14 protein-coding genes and 1 pseudogene are annotated in these 17,337 nt (G+C 54.6%); 10 read left to right on the forward strand and 5 right to left on the reverse strand.

Features of this window, described 5'->3' with window-relative positions:
- Positions 1–184: 184 nt before the first annotated feature.
- A complete protein-coding gene (locus KTE_RS19125; protein ID WP_007910863.1) occupies positions 185–769 on the reverse strand; it encodes an ATP/GTP-binding protein in 585 nt (194 codons plus the stop codon).
- Positions 770–1,538: 769 nt separating this feature from the next.
- Between KTE_RS19125 and gatB the strand changes: the two genes are divergently transcribed.
- Both gatB and KTE_RS19135 read left to right on the forward strand, forming a co-directional pair.
- A complete protein-coding gene (gene gatB, locus KTE_RS19130; protein ID WP_201383615.1) occupies positions 1,539–3,026 on the forward strand; it encodes an Asp-tRNA(Asn)/Glu-tRNA(Gln) amidotransferase subunit GatB in 1,488 nt (495 codons plus the stop codon).
- Positions 3,027–3,106: 80 nt separating this feature from the next.
- On the forward strand, positions 3,107–4,372 hold the full coding sequence (locus KTE_RS19135; RefSeq protein ID WP_201383617.1) for a Glu/Leu/Phe/Val dehydrogenase: 1,266 nt from the start codon (positions 3,107–3,109) through the stop codon (positions 4,370–4,372).
- A gap of 91 nt (positions 4,373–4,463) precedes the next feature.
- Here the strand turns inward: KTE_RS19135 and KTE_RS19140 are convergent, their stop codons facing one another.
- A complete protein-coding gene (locus tag KTE_RS19140; RefSeq protein ID WP_201383619.1) occupies positions 4,464–4,961 on the reverse strand; it encodes a hypothetical protein in 498 nt (165 codons plus the stop codon).
- Between the two features lie 545 nt (positions 4,962–5,506).
- On the opposite strand from KTE_RS19140, the gene dxs reads away from it, so the two are divergent.
- The gene (dxs, locus tag KTE_RS19145) at positions 5,507–7,444 is read left to right on the forward strand and encodes a 1-deoxy-D-xylulose-5-phosphate synthase (RefSeq protein ID WP_201383621.1); all 1,938 of its coding nucleotides are present in this window, start codon (positions 5,507–5,509) and stop codon (positions 7,442–7,444) included.
- 78 nt (positions 7,445–7,522) lie between these two features.
- On the opposite strand, the gene KTE_RS19150 is transcribed toward dxs, so the two are convergent.
- From KTE_RS19150 to KTE_RS19160, 3 genes are read right to left on the reverse strand one after another with little or no spacing between them, the layout of a single operon-like run.
- On the reverse strand, positions 7,523–8,209 hold the full coding sequence (locus KTE_RS19150; protein ID WP_201383623.1) for an ABC transporter ATP-binding protein: 687 nt from the start codon (positions 8,207–8,209) through the stop codon (positions 7,523–7,525).
- On the reverse strand, positions 8,206–8,964 hold the full coding sequence (locus tag KTE_RS19155) for a Crp/Fnr family transcriptional regulator (protein WP_201383625.1): 759 nt from the start codon (positions 8,962–8,964) through the stop codon (positions 8,206–8,208). Before KTE_RS19155 ends, KTE_RS19150 begins: the two co-directional genes overlap by 4 nt.
- 45 nt (positions 8,965–9,009) lie before the next feature.
- Positions 9,010–10,023 (reverse strand): response regulator transcription factor, encoded by a 1,014-nt coding sequence (locus KTE_RS19160; protein WP_201383627.1) that lies wholly within the window; start codon positions 10,021–10,023, stop codon positions 9,010–9,012.
- A 730-nt stretch (positions 10,024–10,753) separates the two neighbouring features.
- On the opposite strand from KTE_RS19160, the pseudogene rpsB reads away from it, so the two are divergent.
- The 7 genes and pseudogenes from rpsB to KTE_RS19195 all read left to right on the forward strand — a co-directional run.
- Positions 10,754–11,464 (forward strand): annotated as a pseudogene (rpsB, locus tag KTE_RS19165) (30S ribosomal protein S2); the annotation flags it as partial.
- 383 nt (positions 11,465–11,847) lie between these two features.
- A complete protein-coding gene (gene tsf, locus KTE_RS19170) occupies positions 11,848–12,447 on the forward strand; it encodes an elongation factor Ts (RefSeq protein WP_201383631.1) in 600 nt (199 codons plus the stop codon).
- A 15-nt stretch (positions 12,448–12,462) separates the two neighbouring features.
- Positions 12,463–13,197: a UMP kinase gene (gene pyrH / locus KTE_RS19175; RefSeq protein WP_201383633.1), complete on the forward strand. Its 735-nt coding sequence runs from the start codon at positions 12,463–12,465 to the stop codon at positions 13,195–13,197.
- Between the two features lie 98 nt (positions 13,198–13,295).
- The gene (frr, locus tag KTE_RS19180; protein WP_201369189.1) at positions 13,296–13,853 is read left to right on the forward strand and encodes a ribosome recycling factor; all 558 of its coding nucleotides are present in this window, start codon (positions 13,296–13,298) and stop codon (positions 13,851–13,853) included.
- A gap of 2 nt (positions 13,854–13,855) precedes the next feature.
- Positions 13,856–14,641, forward strand: coding sequence for a polyprenyl diphosphate synthase (gene uppS / locus KTE_RS19185; protein WP_201383635.1), 786 nt, complete (start codon positions 13,856–13,858; stop codon positions 14,639–14,641).
- Positions 14,642–14,874: 233 nt separating this feature from the next.
- On the forward strand, positions 14,875–15,798 hold the full coding sequence (locus KTE_RS19190; protein ID WP_201383637.1) for a phosphatidate cytidylyltransferase: 924 nt from the start codon (positions 14,875–14,877) through the stop codon (positions 15,796–15,798).
- 288 nt (positions 15,799–16,086) lie between these two features.
- Complete coding sequence (locus KTE_RS19195) at positions 16,087–17,268, forward strand: 1-deoxy-D-xylulose-5-phosphate reductoisomerase (RefSeq protein ID WP_201383639.1); 1,182 nt, start codon at positions 16,087–16,089, stop codon at positions 17,266–17,268.
- Positions 17,269–17,337: the final 69 nt, after the last annotated feature.

Below are 17,337 nucleotides of genomic sequence, written 5' to 3' on the forward strand. Positions count from 1 at the left end.
TTTGTTTGCATTGCAAATGCGAGAATTGGGCAGGAGAACTGAAAAAGGCTTGAAAGGTGGAGGGAATGGCAACCTATGTGAGGGAGTTGCATCGTATCTGAATGCGTTGCCGACGAGGCAACTCCCTTCTGGAGACGTAATGTGTGACTGTCTCTACGATCATAGGCATAGGTGAGTATGAGAGCTAGATGCGCTCCAGGCGCTGCAGGGTGGTGTTGATACCCACACGCAGGGATTCGATAACGCCCTTGCCAGTGACCGCGACGGCTTCAAAGCTGGGGACGCGGTAGGGGTTGAGGTACTTCTCCAGGACCGAGACTGGCAGGGTATCTTGCAGGTCGCGTTTATTCCACTGCATGACCAGGGGGAAATCGGTAACGTCCTTATTCATGCGGCGCAACTGTTCTTGCAGCTCGTTCCAGCATTCGATATTTTCCTGTAGCTTGCTGGCCTGCGAGTCGGCGACAAAAACAACGCAGTCAGCACCCTTGAGCACGGAGATGCGTGTTTGTTGATAAAGAATCTGGCCAGGAACAGTGTAGAGCTGAAAGCGAATAGTAAATCCGTGGACCTTGCCTAACTCGAGGGGGAGCAGGTCAAAGTAAAGCGTGCGCTCGGTCTCAGTATCGATGGAAACCATGCTCCCAACATCTTTAGGGCTGACGGCCTGATGGATGTAGTGAAGGTTTGTTGTCTTGCCACATAGACCAATGCCATAGTAGACAATTTTACAATTGATCTCTCGCTTTGCCATATTGATCAGAGACATGTCAATTCGTTCTCCTGCCCGCTCTTACGTCCACCGCCTGAGATATGCTATATAATGAAGTTGGGGACACCCCAAACCCCATAGGGTATATCAGGCAGTAGTGTATGCTACTACTGTCGAGGACAGTATATCGTATTTTGCTAAAAATGCCAACGGCTCGCCCTAAGAGAGAAATGAGGGTCTCCAGGCGCTATGTACAGATGTGCTTATAGAAGGAAACAAACGTTGCGATGAAGCAGTAGTGCCTGTGACAGGCTATCTTCTCTCTATGAATCAACCGTTGATACAGCCAAAATTGTACGCTATTTTGCTTTGTAATGCAATGGATAGCGAGCAAGTAGCTAGTGGTATATCCAAAGGTCTATTTGTGCTGTTTCTTGTGGCTTCTGCCTTTTGTTGCGCTATCCCATTGACGAATGGCGCAGAAAGGACTAGACTTACAGCAAAACGCAAGAAACCTCATGTCTTTCAGAAGGTAGCAAATATTCAGGACTTCTCGCGCCTGCGGCGCTGCCCAGTTTGTGGGTGTGGAGCGTACTGGCAGCCACAGACTGCCAGTACGCTCCACACCCACAAACCAAATAACTTGTACATAGCGTAAGCTAACACCATAGGCACAGTATTTCGAGATGGTAGTGTGGTGTTCCCTGGCGGCAGCAGGCTGCCAGGGAACACCACACTACCATCTCGGGTGAGCGCCACAGGCGCGAGTGGTATCTGAAGAGTCATAGAAGGCGAAGAAGATAAAGAGAAGGTAAGGGTTGGCTGTATGACTACAACTGCTTCTACTCCCATCGATACGGATTTCGAGGTCGTGATTGGCCTGGAGGTCCATTCTCAACTGCTCACAAAGAGTAAGATGTTCTGCTCATGTAGCACTGGCTATGCTAATGAGGCTCCCAATACCCATGTTTGCCCCGTGTGCATGGGCATGCCTGGTGTATTGCCCGTCATCAACGAAGAGGCCGTAAAGTATACCATTATGACGGCGCTCGCTCTGCATTGCTCGATTCCCGAGTACTCCAAGTTTGACCGCAAGAGCTATCCCTATCCCGATTTGATGAAGGGCTATCAAATCTCACAGTACGATATTCCTTTGAGCCGCGATGGCTATTTGACGGTTGAGGTCGGCGGGCAGAGTCGGCGTATCGGCATCACGCGTGTGCACCTGGAGGAGGATACCGCCAAGTTGCAGCACCGTGAGGGCTATAGCTTGATCGACGTCAACCGCGCGGGGACGGCACTGATGGAGATCGTCAGTGAGCCGGATATGCGCACTCCTGAGGAGGCGCGCCTCTATATGCAGAAGTTGCGCGAGACGCTGGTCTACCTGGGCGTTTCGTCCGGACGTATGGAAGAGGGCAGCCTGCGTTGCGACGCTAACGTGTCGGTACGCCCACGTGGCCAGGAGAAGTTGGGCACTAAGACCGAGATCAAGAATATGAACAGTTTCCGCTCGGTCGAGCGCGCGCTGGAATACGAGGCCAAGCGCCAGATCGCTGTCCTGCGCGAGGGCGGCAATATTCGCCAGGAGACCCGTGGCTGGGACGAGGCGCGTGGCGTCACAGTAACCCAGCGCGTCAAAGAGCATGCCAACGATTATCGCTACTTCCCTGAGCCAGACCTGCCACCCCTGGTCATTAGCCGTAAGTACGTTGAGGAGATTCAGGCCAGCCTGCCCGAACTACCCGATGCCCGTCGTGCGCGTTATGCCTCAGACTATGGCCTCTCTGAGCAAGAGGCGAATGTCATGACCGAGGATAAACCACTCGGCGATTACTTTGAGCGTGTGCTAAGCGTGTCAAAAGTGAAGGATACAAAGGGACGTGCCAAATCCGCCAGCAACTGGATCTTAAGCGAAGTGGTGCGTCTGCTGAAGGCGAAATCCATCCCGGTTCAAGAGTCGCCCCTCTCGCCCGAGGCTGTTGCCAACCTGCTCGATCTGCTCGATGCCGAGCGCATCACAGGCAAGCAGGCCAAAGAGGTTCTGGATGAGTCTTTTGCGACCGGCGAGATGCCAACGAAAGTGGTCGAGAAGAAGGGCTTTAAGCCACCTATTACCGATGCCAGCGCCCTTGAGCCTATTATTAACGATATCATTGCCAAAAACCAGAAGATCGTCAATGACTATCTGGGTGGCAAGATGAATGCCATGCAAGCCCTGGTGGGCCAGGTGATGAAACAGACACGTGGTCAGGCCAAGGCCGATATGGTACAGTCTGTATTGAAGGCTAAATTAGAGAGCCTGCAAGGATAGTTTGCACGCGAGCGGTCTCCCGCGTCAGACCCGCGAGTCAGAAAGGCTGCTTGCGCGCTAAAGAAGGAGCAGCGTAAGACATGGACGATGAGGTCAGGTCTTTCTCTTTCAATCCCTATGAGATGGCGGTCCAGCAGTTTGAGCTGGCCGCCGAACGGCTGCAACTCTCCGAAGATATGCGCGAGATCTTGCGTCAGCCGAAGCGTGAGTTGACCGTCCATTTTCCGGTACGCCTGGACGATGGGGCCATCAAGACATTTACTGGCTATCGTGTCCAGCATAATGTTAATCGTGGCCCGGCCAAGGGCGGTATTCGCTATAGCCCCCAGGTGACGCTTGACGAGGTTAAAGCGCTGGCTATGTGGATGACCTGGAAGTGTGCTGTGGTCGGCATCCCCTACGGCGGAGCGAAGGGTGGGGTGATCTGTAATCCCCGGCGTATGACCCCCGCCGAACTTGAGCGCCTGACGCGTCGCTACACCACCGAGATCTCGATTATCATTGGTCCTCATAGCGATATTCCAGCCCCCGATATCAACACCAATTCCCAGATTATGGCCTGGATGATGGATACTTACTCTATGCACGCGGGCTTCTCCATTCCAGCGGTGGTAACGGGCAAGCCGCTCTCGATTGGTGGCAGCGAGGGGCGCAACGAGGCGACCGCCACAGGTGTCTTGTTCGTGAGCAGGCGCGCTGCCCAGCGCCTGGGTATGCCCTTGAAGGGGGCACGAGTGAGCATCCAGGGCTTTGGCAATGCGGGGGCGATTGCCGCACGCCTCTTCCATAACGAGGGCTGTAAGGTGGTTGCGGTCTGTGATAGTCGTGGTGGCATCTACAACGAGGATGGCCTGGACCCTGCAGCGGTGCTGCGCCACAAGCAAGAGCATGGCTCGGTTGCCAGTTATTCCCTTGGGCAGGTCGTGACACCTGAGGAGACGCTGGAGGTGCCATGCGATGTGCTTATCCCCGCCGCGATTGAAGGTGTGATTCATGCCCAGAATGCCGGGCGCATTCAAGCCCAGATTATTACCGAGGCTGCCAATGGCCCGACAACCCCTGAAGCCGATGCAATCCTTTTCCAGAAGGGGATATTATTAGTTCCTGATATCCTGGCCAATGCAGGTGGCGTCACGGTGAGTTACTTTGAGTGGGTACAGGACATTCAAAGCTTTTTCTGGGGGGTCGAGGAAATTACCCGCAGGCTTGAAGTCATCATCAATAAAGCCTTTGACGCGGTTGCGCGGACCGCTGATGAATATCACTGTGATATGCGCCTGGCGGCGAATATGCTGGCAATTGCGCGTGTTGCGGAGGCAACTCAGGTGCGAGGCATCTATCCTTAGCACAGGAGCGTTCAGGCGTACGATGTGCTTTCTAGCACACATCAAGAAGCAGGTCGCCTCTCGCGAGAGGCGACCTGCTTCTTGATGTGTGCTAGAAACCCCGGCGAGTGTCCCGTCGTGGCTTCTTGGCGGGTTTGACGGCACGAGTTGGCTTGGCCTTCTTGCGTCCGCGTGCGCCCCATTCCGCACCTTCTTCTTCTTCCTCTTCCTCTGCTGAGTCGTAGAGATCTTCTTCTTCTTCTTCCTCTTCTTCCTCGCTGTACTCTTCGTCTTCAGCGATGTCAACGTCGGGAAGGTCCGCGTCTACAACTTCTTCTAGCTCGTTGCTAGCGAAATCGCCTACTTCCTCTTCAGCTACCTCTTCCTGATCGAGGGTTGCCGAGGGATGAACGATCTCTTCTTGAATGTTTTCCTGTACGCGAGAAGCTCTGCGAATAGGAGCAGGCGCAATAGGCGCCTCATTCTCGCCCTCGCTCTCGCCCTCTTCCTTGGGAGCGCCGATGATTCTGCGCCCGGCTGCGACATCCAGCCAGAACTGGGAATAGTAATGTGGCCTCTCTGAGTCTTTCTCGTTATCTTTTTTCGACATGGGTTGCGCGGTCTCGCGTTTGTTGCGTGTACAGGTCCATCATCCCTGGGGTCCAATCAACGCGCGAGAGCCGCCCCTCCTTTCATTGCACGCCGTAGCGTGTGCGTTTACTGCTGTGTTTATAATGAAGCAATGGGTAACTTACGCTGAAAAAGAAAGATGAGCCGATACGAGCTTTAGAGCAAGTGAACGATGTTCCGTGCTCAAAGTAGTCCCTCATGTGTCATAATAAAAAGAAAGTGCCAGGCTGTCAAGGGAGGTTTGAGAGGGATTGAAGCCGCTTGCAGAGCGGTTTTAAGCCTTGTCAAGACCCTAAGTGCATGAATTTTTTGGGTCAAAGGTTTGCGAGAAAGAAGCCGACAATCCTATAATATTGAAAGCATAACGGAGAGCATCTAACAAAGTAGACCCATTCTGTCGTTTATCTGCATCATCATATATAGTAGATCGAAAAGTAAAATAATAGGGATATCACCGAGGATGTCCGGCTGTTTGTGTTTTGCCCCGGCAAGAGAGATCGGTGCAACAATAGTGGGAGGAAACCTTTGACCAGCATACTTGATACCATTGATAGCCCAGAACAACTGCGCGCCCTCACGGTTCCGCAAATGGAACAACTGGCGGGGGAGATCCGGAAGGAGATTATTGAGAAGGTCTCCGTACGGGGTGGACATATCGCGCCAAACCTGGGGGTGGTCGAGCTGACAATGGCCTTGCATCGCGTATTTAATACGCCAAATGATCTTCTTGTCTGGGATATCGGGCACCAGGCCTATGTTCATAAGCTCTTGACCGGGCGCCGTGAGCGCTTCCATACCATTCGCCAGTTTGGTGGTCTCTCTGGTTATCTGCGCCGTGATGAAAGTCCCTATGATACCTTTGGTGCCAGCCATGCCAGCACCTCGATCTCTGCGGCCTTGGGTATGGCGGCTGCGCGCGATCTGAAAGGTGAAGATACCAAGGTCGTTGCGATTATCGGTGATGGTGCGCTGACTGGTGGTATGGCCCTGGAAGCCATCAATAACGCTGGCAGCATGAAGAAAAACCTGATCATTGTTCTAAACGATAATGATAAATCTATCTCCGACAATGTAGGCGCGCTACATCAATATCTTAGCCAGGTGCGCAAGGTCCAGACGACTCCCAGCTATCAGCGCTTGCGCGACATGGCGAAGGGCTCAATCGAGCGTTTCCCTGTGTTGGGCGACAAGGCACGCGAGGCTGCGGGGCGAGCTGAGACCAGCTTTAAGCAATTTGTGATGCATAGCAAGAGTGGCGCGATCTTCGAAGAATTGGGTATCAAGTTCTTTGGCCCCTTTGATGGACATGATATCCCCGGCATGCTCGATGTATTCGAGAATGTGAAGCATATCGAGGGGCCGGTGATGGTCCAGGTAGTGACGAAGAAGGGCAAGGGCTGGGAGGTCGCTGAGAGCGATTCTACCAAGTGGCATGGTCCGGGCGCCTATGATTACAAGACTGGCATCATCAAAAAGAACGCCGGTGATCCTCCGACCTACACTGAAGTCTTTGCCAACACTCTGGTTGAGATCGCGGAGAAAGACCCCTCAGTGGTTGGTATTACCGCCGCCATGGCTGAGGGCACGGGCCTGAAGAAGATGCACCAGCGTTTCCCCGAGCGCTACTTTGACGTGGGCATTGCCGAACAGCATGCCGTGACCTTTGCCGCTGGTATGGCGACGCTGGGTATTAAACCCGTGATCGCGATCTACTCCACCTTTATGCAGCGCGCCTTCGACCAGGTCATGCATGACGTCTGTGTGCAGGACCTGCACGTCGTCTTCGCCATGGATCGCGCCGGAATCGTGGGCGAGGATGGCCAGACGCAGCATGGCGTCTTTGATACCGCCTTTATGCGTATTCTTCCCCATATGAAGGTTATGGCGCCCAAGGATGAAGAGGAACTGCGCCATATGCTCTATACCGCCGTGTACCTGGATGGCCCGGTTGCCTTGCGCTATCCTCGTGGCAAGGCGCTGGGTATCGAGATGAGCGACGAACTTCACATGTTGGAGGTCGGTAAAGCTGAGCTACTCAGTCCCGCGACATTGGAGGAGGCGGAGCGCACCGATTGCGCGATTCTAGCCTATGGCTCAACGGTGGCCCAGGCGGAGATCGCGGCCAAAGAACTGGCGCAGGAAGGCATTAAGGCAACCATCGTCAATGCGCGCTGGGCCAAGCCGCTGGACGAAGAGTTGTTCTTGCACCTGGCGAAAACGACGCGCCGCATCGTCACCATTGAAGATCATGTGCTGGCTGGTGGCTTTGGCAGTGCCGTACTGGAGCTGTTCGAGCAGCATGGGCTGTTGCGCGATATCGAGACGCGATTGATCGCTCTCCCCGATAAATATGTGGAGCATGGTGCGCCGACGATCTTAAAGGAGCTTTATGGTCTCTCCTCCGCGCACCTGAAAGAGGTTGTACGCGAGATGCTGGGGACCCAGCAGCATACCCTGGCCTAATAGAAACCTAAAAACAATATCGATAAGAAAAATAGTGTGTTGCGTCGTGGCAGCCCGAGGCTGCCACGACGCAACACACTATTTTTCTCTTATAATGCGCCCGTCGCGCATATTGATGAGGCGATCTGCCATGGCCCCAATCTCCTGAGCGTGGGTGACCAGGACGAAGGTCTGCTGCTGCGTCTGATTGAGAGTGACGAGTAACTGGAGGATCTCCTGAGCGGTCTCGCTGTCAAGGTTGCCGGTGGGTTCATCGGCCCAGACAATGGCGGGATTATTGGTCAGGGCGCGGGCGATGGTGACACGCTGGCGCTGGCCACCAGAGAGTTCAGCGGGTCGATGTAAGGCGCGCTGTCCCAGGCCGACCAGCTCAAGCATCTCCAGGGCGCGCTTACGCGCCTGGCGGGCAGGCACCCTGGCGACCAGCAGGGGCAACTCAACGTTTTCCACGGCGCTCAGCACGGGGAGGAGGTTAAAGTCCTGAAAAATGAAGCCCATGTGGCGTGCGCGAAACGATGTGCGCGCGTTATCGCTCAGGTCGCGTAGGTTTTGTCCCGCGATCGCGATCTCGCCTTCATCGATGGTATCAAGCCCCGAGAGGCAGTTAAGGAGGGTGGTCTTGCCACTCCCACTCTGCCCCATAATGGCGACCATCTCCCCACGTGCGACTGAGAGGTTAATATCTCCTAGAGCCTCGATGCGCTGCTGTCCCAGGCGATACGTTTTTTTGACATGCTGGGCTTCAATAATGGGTATCGTGTTCATGGCGCACTCCTTCCTGTACCGAGTTCGGGGTTGGCGAGCGTGGCTAGCAGGTGAGGCGAGGTGATAAGAATATGCCGTCGTCCAGGCTCGATTGTGCCAAGATCTTTAAGCTCGCGTAGGGTCGCGCTGACCGTTTCCCGGTAAACACCCAGGTGTTCGGCCAGCTCTTCGTGAGTCAGACCCGTCACCACCAGTTGACCCTGCTCACGTGCCTGGGCGTGCGCCAGTTGTAGCAGGAGGGTAGCCAGGCGTGCGAGGGTGCTTTTGAAGGTGGTATTAATCAGTTGTGTCTCGATCTGGTGAAGGCGCTGCTCAACGCTATAGAAGAGCGCGAGGGCCACGCCGGGCCGTTGGCTTGCCAGGTGTTCGATATCGTGCCTGGAGATGCTATACACGCGAGTGGGAGAGACGGCCTCTGCGAAGTGGCGCTGCTGTCCCTGCCCCAGCAGGAGCGTTTCACCAAAGCATGCTCCAGGTTGGAGAGTTGCCATAATCAGTTTCCGCCCATCGGGCGAGAGATGATAGAGGTGAACGGCGCCTTGCTTCAAGAGAAACAAGGCGCTGCCAGCATCGCCGGGCCGATAGAAGACAAAGCCGGATGGGTATGACGTCTCGGTTGTACGCTGGTGCAGTGCGTTAAGATCGTCCGCGGGTAAGTGGCGGAAGAGTTCACTGCGTGCCAGGAAGGCATCCCTTGCGCCTGTCTGTTTGTGTGATACTGGACGTTGCTGGTTCAGCGCTTGTTTCTCTTGCACGATGGCACTTGTATTCCTTCATCTGAAATGATGGTGTAACAAGTGCTATTGTACCATTACATGCTTGGTGTTGGAGCTGAGATGTTCGATAAGTTCCTCTTGATCCCCCTCAACCAGCCTGGTGAAGTCAGGATGACGCGGATCGATTTCCGGCAAGGGTGTGGTGGGCACAAACTGGCCCGGCAGGCGTTGTTCAGGTAAAAGCTGTTCGCCTATAAACTGTCCACCCATGCTCGTGAAGTAGATGGCCTCGGTCCGATTGCGAGCGCGAAGCTTCTCAAAGATGTTCTGCACATGCTTATGGACCGTCGATTCAGCGATACAGAGTTCTTTGGCGATCTCGCGGTTCTTGCGACCCAGGCGCATCAGGTCGAGGATCTCACGCTCGCGCCCGGTCAGGGGGCGTGGCCGGCGCCTGGGCTTGTCACCCTTTGCGGCCTCCTCATCGCCCTCGTCATCAGCTTTCTCATCTACTTCAACCTGTTCCTCCAGCTCCCCAGTGGTGCGATTGAGTAGCTCGCTAGTTGCGTTCTCGTGGAGTGCCTGCACTTTTGCGGCTCGTCGAACGCGGCGTGGTGTACGATAGGCTATGGCTTCGGGTGAGAAGCGCGTGGTATAAAATTGTTCCTGTGTTCGCCAGATATTGCGAATATAGGCCAGGACCTGGCTGGCGAGGGCCCCTGGAATGCAGAGATCGTTGCGAGCGGCGCAGCGTACCGCGTGGATGAGCGCATCGGGCTCTATATCTTTAGTGATGTAGCCCATTGCTCCGCGCTGGAGGGCGCGAAAGACGTGTACATCTTCATGCGCGGCAGTAAAGATGATGACACGCGAATGTGGTGAGTGTGCCAGGACGCGCTCGGTTGCATCAAAGCCATTGCAGTCAGGCATATCCATATCCATTAAGATAACGTCTGGCTGCGTCTGTTGGGCCTGTGCCTCGGCCTCTTGCCCCGTGCTGGCCTCGGCCACCACATTGAAGTCGGCCTCCTTTTCGAGGACCTCGCGGACCGCGCGTCTCATAAGCGAATGATCATCAACAATGAGGATCTTTACCATGTGCTTAAAATCCCTTTCTACTTCAACTACCCCTATAAACAATCTTAGCTGCGTTATTCTAGCTTTTTAGCTATAAATGTGTATGGGTATACACTATACTATACTGTCTGTTTCAAGAAACAGACAGTATTATTTGAGGTGTTGCCTTACACGCACGAGATGAATGCGTCGAGGCATATATTTTTTCCTCCGGGGAAGAAACAGTATAGGTGTTGGGCTGGGGGTCGGGAGGCGTTGCAGTGATATCCAGAGCGGGCTGGGGGTCGAAAGGCAGGCGACAAGATGGACGCGCGCTAAACGCGTTTTACCTTGCATACTCTTCCTCCACTCTTTACACCACCACTATTTTGTCCTACTCAAGTATACGCTATTTTAGCGTTTTTAGGGAAGATAGTAGCCAATGAGGCTATTGTGTTTTCTGAGATTGCGAAAAAAGGGAAGAACGGCTCTGCTTGGCAAATTTCTTGCGTCCGTAGTCTCACTATGCTATACTTCTCAACTGGCAGGATCCGGTATGTTCCTGCACAAGTTGTGTTTACGCACGATTGATTGTGTATAGTATCACAACGTATTACAACAGACTACGCACGCTCTGCGACCAGGCACGCCCTGGGGTCCATCAGCTTGATTAAACAGCTTGGTAGTGGTAGTACCGGGGGGCCCTGTTGTCAGGTAAGAGTCGCGAGCGGAGGTCAAAGGGAGGATTTGTATCGTGGCTAACATTATCTCAATGAAGCAACTTCTTGAGGCAGGCGTCCACTTTGGACATCAGACGCGGCGCTGGAACCCGAAGATGCAGCAGTTCATCTTCATGGACCGCAACGGCATTCATATCATCGATCTCCAGCAGACCGTGACGCGCTTGAATGAGGCCTACAAGTTTGTCGAGCAGCTCGCCGCTAGCGGCGGTACCTTGCTCTTTGTGGGCACGAAGAAGCAGGCGCAGGAGGCCGTGGCTGAGGAGGCCAAGCGCTGTGGTATGTTCTATGTCAACCAGCGCTGGCTGGGTGGTATGCTCACCAACTTCCAGACCATTCAGTTGCGCATTAAATACCTGCGCGACCTGGAGCGCCGCCGCGACAGTGGCGAGTTCGAGCGTCTGCCCAAGAAAGAAGTCCAGCGCTTGCAGGACGACATTGCGCGCCTGGAGCGCATCCTGGGCGGTATCAAAGACATGAGGTCGCTCCCCAGTGCACTCTTCATCATCGACACACGTAAAGAGCGCACCGCGGTGCTTGAGGCCCTGCGCCTGGAGATTCCTATTATCGCGCTTGCCGATACCAACTGCGATCCCGACGAGATGGATTATCCCATCCCTGCAAACGACGACGCTATTCGCGCGGTTCGTCTCCTGTGCGCCAAGATTGCTGATGCCGCGGTCGAAGGTCGCCGTCAGCTTGAGGCCCTGCATAAGGACGAGACCACGGGCGAGGAAGAGGTTCAGGCCGAGGAGCCACAGGCCGCTGCTGCAGCCCCACAGGTAGCAGCTCCACAGGCCACAGTCCCAGAGGCAGCCCCAGAGGCAGCCCCTCAGGCTTCTTCAGAGGCCGAGAGCCCGGCCGCCGGTTCTGAGGGCGAGCTGGTTACGAAAGAGTAACACACAGCAGCAAGTAAGCGGGGGCAAGAGGCGAACAATTCCTCCTGCGCCCGCTTTTTCCTGTACTCCAGGTCAGGTACTTCTTTCCTAGGCCGGGCGTGCGGCGCCTCATGAAAGCGTGTTTCACATTTGTCAAGCACTCGAGTGCCAAAAAAAAGGGCGGTGGTCATTGCGCCGCCCACGGCACCTGAGTATCATACATCTACGGAATTGAGGAGAAATCAACCATGAACTACACGGCACCGGATGTAAAGAAGTTGCGCGAGGAGACTGGCGCGACATTTGCCGACTGCAAGAATGCCCTGACCGAGTCAAAGAGCTGGGATGAGGCCGTCAAGTATCTTGAGGCCAGAAGCAGCCGCAAGGCTGAGAAGATGGTGGCCGCTGGTCGCGAGACCAAAGAGGGCGGCGTCTTCTCGTATGTACACCATAACCATAGCATTGGTGTCTTGCTGGAGCTCAATTGCAGCACTGATTTTGTCGCACGCAGCGAGTCATTCCGTCAGCTCGCCAGTGAACTGGGACTTCAGATTGCAGGCGTGGCACCCAAGTATGTCAATTACGAGGATGTGCCTGCCGAGGTAGTTGAGGCGAAGAAGAAAGAGATCCTGGAAGATCCCTCTATGGCACGCGTCCCCGAGGCGAAGAGAGAGGAAGTGATTGCAGGTAAGCTCAAGAAAGCCTTCTCAGAGCAGGTCTTGACTATGCAGACCTGGGTCAAAGACGAGACCCTCACTATCGGCGATTTGATCCGCAAGGTGATCGCGGATACCGGCGAGAACATCGTCCTGCGCCGCTTCAGCCGTTTCAAGCTGGGTGAAGAATAAGGCAGGAAATTGCTCATGGCAGCCGAACTGAAATATCAGCGTATTCTACTCAAGCTCAGTGGCGAAGCCCTGGGTGGACAGGGCTTTGGTATCGATGCTCAGACGGTGCAGCGGATTGCTGCCGAGATCAAGCGCGTCCACGCCCTGGGAGTAGAGGTCGCGATGGTTATTGGTGGTGGCAATATGTGGCGCGGTGCGGATGCAGCCGCCACAGGTATTGATCGTGCCACCGCCGATTATGTCGGTATGCTAGCGACCGTCATGAACTCGCTCGTCATGCAAGATGCTATGGAAAAGCATGGCATGGCGACGCGTGTGCAGACGGCTATTGAGATGCCTCCTGTTGCGGAGCCGTTTATCCGCCGCCGGGCGGTGCGTCACCTGGAGAAGGGGCGCGTCGTAATCCTGGCCGCGGGTAGTGGCAATCCGTTCTTTACGACCGACACTGCCGCGGCTTTGCGCGCGGTGGAGTTGAACGCGCAGGTATTGCTCAAAGCCACTAAAGTCGATGGCATTTACGACGATGATCCTGTAAAGAATCGCTATGCACGCAAGTTCGATGAAATCGGCTACATGCAGGCGCTCAATATGGGATTAAAGGTAATGGATAGTACTGCACTCTCATTGTGTAAAGACAATAATATGCCAATTATCGTGTTTGATCTCCAGCAAGAAGGGGCTTTAGAGGCGATAATGCGCGGTGAGAAATGTGGTACACTGGTCTCGAAAGACGTCAAAGAACCTGTCTAGAGAGTGTGCATTCTTGAACAACGCTTGCATCACTTGTCTACTCACATTCGCGTAAGCACTGCTGTGAGACAGTGCTCAGTTGAGAAGGGGTTGAAGTTATGACTGCTGACTTATTTGACGATGCAGAAAGGCGCATGAAACGTGCCATTGACGCCTTAAAGCAGGATCTGGGATCTATTCGCACCGGTCGGGCGAGTGCTTCCCTGCTTGACCGCATTACCGTCGATTACTATGGAACCCCAACGCCTGTCAATCAGGTCGCAACCATCTCGATTCCCGAGGCTCGCCTTATTGTGATTCAGCCCTGGGACAAGAAGATGTCTGCGGATATTGAGAAGGCGATTCAGAAGTCTGACCTGGGTATTAATCCAAATAACGACGGTCAGGTTATTCGCTTGAATATTCCGCCCATGAACGAAGAGCGTCGTAAGGATCTCGTCAAGTCTCTGCATAAGAAGCTCGATGAGCACAAGGTTGCCGTCCGTAACGTGCGCCGCGACGTTCAGGATAAATTGCGTGAACGTGAAAAGAAGAAAGAAGTGTCCGAGGATGAGCTGAAGCGTAGCACTGAAAAGCTACAGAAGCTCACCGACCGCTTCATCGAGGAGATGGATAAGGTCGGCAAAACTAAGGAACTGGAGATTCTGGAGGTCTAACGTTGACCAAGATACAAAATCTCTTATCCTCACGTAGGAAAGAGAATGTTTCGTCGCAACCACAATCAGTCGCAGCTGATCAGTCTCAGTCACCCGTGCGCCATATCGCTATCATTATGGATGGCAATGGTCGCTGGGCTACGCGACGCCACCTGCCACGCTTGGCAGGACATAAGGCGGGTGTAAGCGCACTCCGGCGTGTCGTTGAGTGCGCCGCAGACGAAAATATTGAGATGCTTAGTGTGTATGCGTTCTCAACCGAGAATTGGCACCGGCCTCGGACCGAGGTCGATGGTTTGATGCGCCTCTTCTGGGAGACTATTCGCTCGGATCTAGAGAAGCTACATCGCGATGGTGTGCGCTTGCGCCATCTTGGTCGTTTATATGATCTCGCTCCAGACATTCAGCAGGCCGTGCGCGAGTCAATGGATTTGACAAAAGACAATACGCGCATCGGCCTCAACGTATGCTTTAACTATGGTGGTCGGGCTGAACTGGTGGACGCGGTCCGCCAGATTATCGCGGATGGTCGCCAGCCCGAGACCATCTCTGAAGAAATGATCAGCTCTTATCTATATACACGGGACCTCCCCGATCCAGACCTGGTCATTCGCACCGCTGGTGAGATGCGCGTCAGTAACTTCTTGATCTGGCAATCGGCGTATAGCGAGTATTATGCTACGCCTACCCTCTGGCCCGACTTTGGGCGCGAGGATCTGCTCGAGGCTGTGCAAAGCTTCCAGCAACGCAGTCGCAAGTTCGGACGCGTGCTGCCAACATCGGTGTAACGCGCCTCTGCTGCTGAGAGGGCTGCCTCACTCTCCTGAGGCGAGGTGGCAACAGAGCAGGCTTTGATAGTATATAATGTAGGGCGGTCCTTGTTACCGTCCTATTGTTTTTATAGGTGCCTATTCGGAAACCTGAGCGCGAAGCGCTAGTCGCGTGAGCGACGTTGGTTTCCGCATAAGAAGTAAATGCTTATCGTTTGACAGCGTTTTGTCCCACAGAGGAAGGGATTTTTTTGCAAGGCGCGAATGAAAAGGGAGAGCCGGAGGTCTCCACTCCTCCTCCTCCACAGGAAGCAAATAAAGAGAAAACATCAGTGGGCCTGCGCCTGCTGACGGCGTTTATTCTTATTCCGATTGTGCTTGTCGTCGTCTGGTTTGGCTCCTGGGTCGCTTTTGCGGCCTCCGTGGTGCTGGTGGTGCTGGGAATCTATGAGCTCCACACGATGCTAGTGCAAGCTGGATACCGCCCCATTTTATGGCTGAGTATGGGCTGGGGCCTGCTCTTGCTACTGGCTACGATGTTCCCTCTCCAGCGATCTCTGATCCTGGAGAGCGGCTTAGGGATTACCTTACTGGTCTCATTCCCCTGCCTGTTTGCGCGTAAAAGCCTTGAGGGTTCAGTGGTGGACTGGGCCTTGACCCTGGCTACAGCGCTCTACGTAGGTGGCTCGACCAGTTTCCTGCTCCTGTTGCGTGGGACGGAGGTCGGCTGGTTGCGCTTTGCTCCTACGTTCTCCCTTGTGCTTCCTCGGGGTGCGTGGTGGACGTTGGCGGCTCTCCTTGGCGTATGGGGCTTTGATTCCGCGGCTTTCTTCATTGGCCGCCTCTTTGGCAAGCATAAACTCGCTCCTCGCATCAGTCCGGCCAAATCCTGGGAAGGGTTCCTGGGTGGCCTGATCTTCTCCATTATCGCGGCCCTGCTCTGTACCGTCATCCCCCTGGGCCTTCCCTGGTACCTGGCGGTCCTGGTAGGAGTGCTTGTGGGCGTCACTGGTACGCTGGGAGACCTCTCGGAGTCATTGTTCAAGCGACAGATGCATGTCAAGGATAGTAGTCAGATCGTGCCTGGGCATGGTGGCGTCCTGGATCGCATTGATAGCCTGCTTTTTGCGGCTATCGCCGTCTATCTCTTCGCCTCGCTCTTGCAGCTTAGTTAACGTCATGGGCAAATTATTTCTGGAGAGGTGGTGTGGTATGTGCTGACAGCCGCAGGCTGTCAGCACATACCACACCACCTCTCCAAGGCGAGCGGCACAGGCGCGAGCTGTCACACTAAAAAGATGAAAATTCGCGCGAAGATAGGTTCTTCGCTATTATAGAGAGAGAAGGGCGGGTCTCCTGGAAGATTGTGTGCTCATCTCGCGTTTGTATTATTGAGGGGCGTCAGCAACGCTTATCGTAGAGGCGTAGATGAGAGGGGCTTCCAGGCCCGTGAGTAAGAGTGCATGAGCGCATATCCTAAACGTATTGCCTTACTTGGCAGCACAGGCTCGATTGGTCAGCAGACACTCGATATCGTGCGCTGCTTCCCAGAGCAGTTCCAGGTGGTGGCCCTGGCGGCCCGCAGTAACCTGGATCTACTGGCTGAACAGGTGCGCGAGTTCCGTCCTAGCCTGGTTGCTTGCTTTGCCGATTCAGCAGAGCTAGAGCAGAAGGCACGCGCGCTCTTTCCGAATGCCATCCTAGGGGAGCGCGGTCTACTGGCGGTTGCGACGCACGCGGATGCGGATGTGCTGGTGGCTGCGACCTCTGGCCTGATGGGCCTGCGTCCAACGATGGCGGCAATTGAGGCTGGTAAAACCATTGCCCTGGCGAATAAAGAGACGCTGGTCATGGCAGGTCATATTGTCACGGAGGCCGCGCGTCGCAATAGTGTCTCGATTGTGCCCGTTGATAGTGAGCACAGTGCCATCTGGCAGTGTTTGCATGGTGAAGAAAATAACCAGATTCGTCGATTAATTCTTACAGCATCTGGTGGACCATTTCGTACCATACCTCCTGAAGAGTTGCGCGATGTCTCTGTGGAGCAGGCCCTGGCCCATCCCACCTGGCGCATGGGACCAAAGATTACAATTGATAGCGCCACGCTGATGAACAAGGGCCTGGAGGTCATTGAATCGTACTGGCTCTTTGATGTGCCCTACGAGCGCATCGAGGTGGTCGTGCAGCCTGAGAGCATCATCCACTCCATGGTTGAATTCTGTGATGGTTCGATTAAGATGCAGGCCAGTCTGCCGACGATGCATCTACCTATCATGCATGCGCTCACTTACCCGGAGCGCCTGGATACTGCCGATAAAAACTTGATTCGCGAACTACACTGGCCCTCGATCGCGGCGCTGCACTTTGAAGAATTGAACCTGGAGCGCTTCCCCTGTTTCCGCCTGGCGCTTGAGGCCGGGAAGCGAGGAGGGACCTACCCCTGCGCGCTGGTGGGCGCGGATGAAGAGGCTGTAGCGATGTTCCTGGAGGGAAAGATACCTTATCTGGGGATCGCCCAGATGCTTGAGGCAGTGCTTGAGCAACATAACTCAATTGCCCAGCCCGATGTGAACGCGACGTTGGAGGCTTGTGCATGGGCACGCCGTGCGGCGCGAGAATGGGGTGAAAAACACCTGGCTGGTTAGATAATCAGGAGCGTCGTATTGTAGTGTGTTCTTGCCGGAGGCATTTTTGAGGAGCAAAGGATAAATACT

Origin of the sequence: Ktedonobacter sp. SOSP1-85, assembly GCF_016587415.1 — a bacterium.
Taxonomy (GTDB): Bacteria; Chloroflexota; Ktedonobacteria; order Ktedonobacterales; family Ktedonobacteraceae; genus Ktedonobacter.

Bases quoted from the DNA above. Each gene is read 5' to 3' on its own strand.
- KTE_RS19135 (WP_201383617.1), top strand. From the start codon at position 3,107: ATGGACGATGAGGTCAGGTCTTTCTCTTTCAATCCCTATGAGATGGCG.
- tsf (WP_201383631.1), top strand. From the start codon at position 11,848: ATGAACTACACGGCACCGGATGTAAAGAAGTTGCGCGAGGAGACTGGC.
- frr (WP_201369189.1), top strand. From the start codon at position 13,296: ATGACTGCTGACTTATTTGACGATGCAGAAAGGCGCATGAAACGTGCC.
- KTE_RS19160 (WP_201383627.1), bottom strand. From the start codon at position 10,023: ATGGTAAAGATCCTCATTGTTGATGATCATTCGCTTATGAGACGCGCG.
- KTE_RS19125 (WP_007910863.1), bottom strand. From the start codon at position 769: ATGTCTCTGATCAATATGGCAAAGCGAGAGATCAATTGTAAAATTGTC.
- gatB (WP_201383615.1), top strand. From the start codon at position 1,539: ATGACTACAACTGCTTCTACTCCCATCGATACGGATTTCGAGGTCGTG.
- pyrH (WP_201383633.1), top strand. From the start codon at position 12,463: ATGGCAGCCGAACTGAAATATCAGCGTATTCTACTCAAGCTCAGTGGC.
- KTE_RS19150 (WP_201383623.1), bottom strand. From the start codon at position 8,209: ATGAACACGATACCCATTATTGAAGCCCAGCATGTCAAAAAAACGTAT.
- KTE_RS19140 (WP_201383619.1), bottom strand. From the start codon at position 4,961: ATGTCGAAAAAAGATAACGAGAAAGACTCAGAGAGGCCACATTACTAT.
- KTE_RS19195 (WP_201383639.1), top strand. From the start codon at position 16,087: ATGAGCGCATATCCTAAACGTATTGCCTTACTTGGCAGCACAGGCTCG.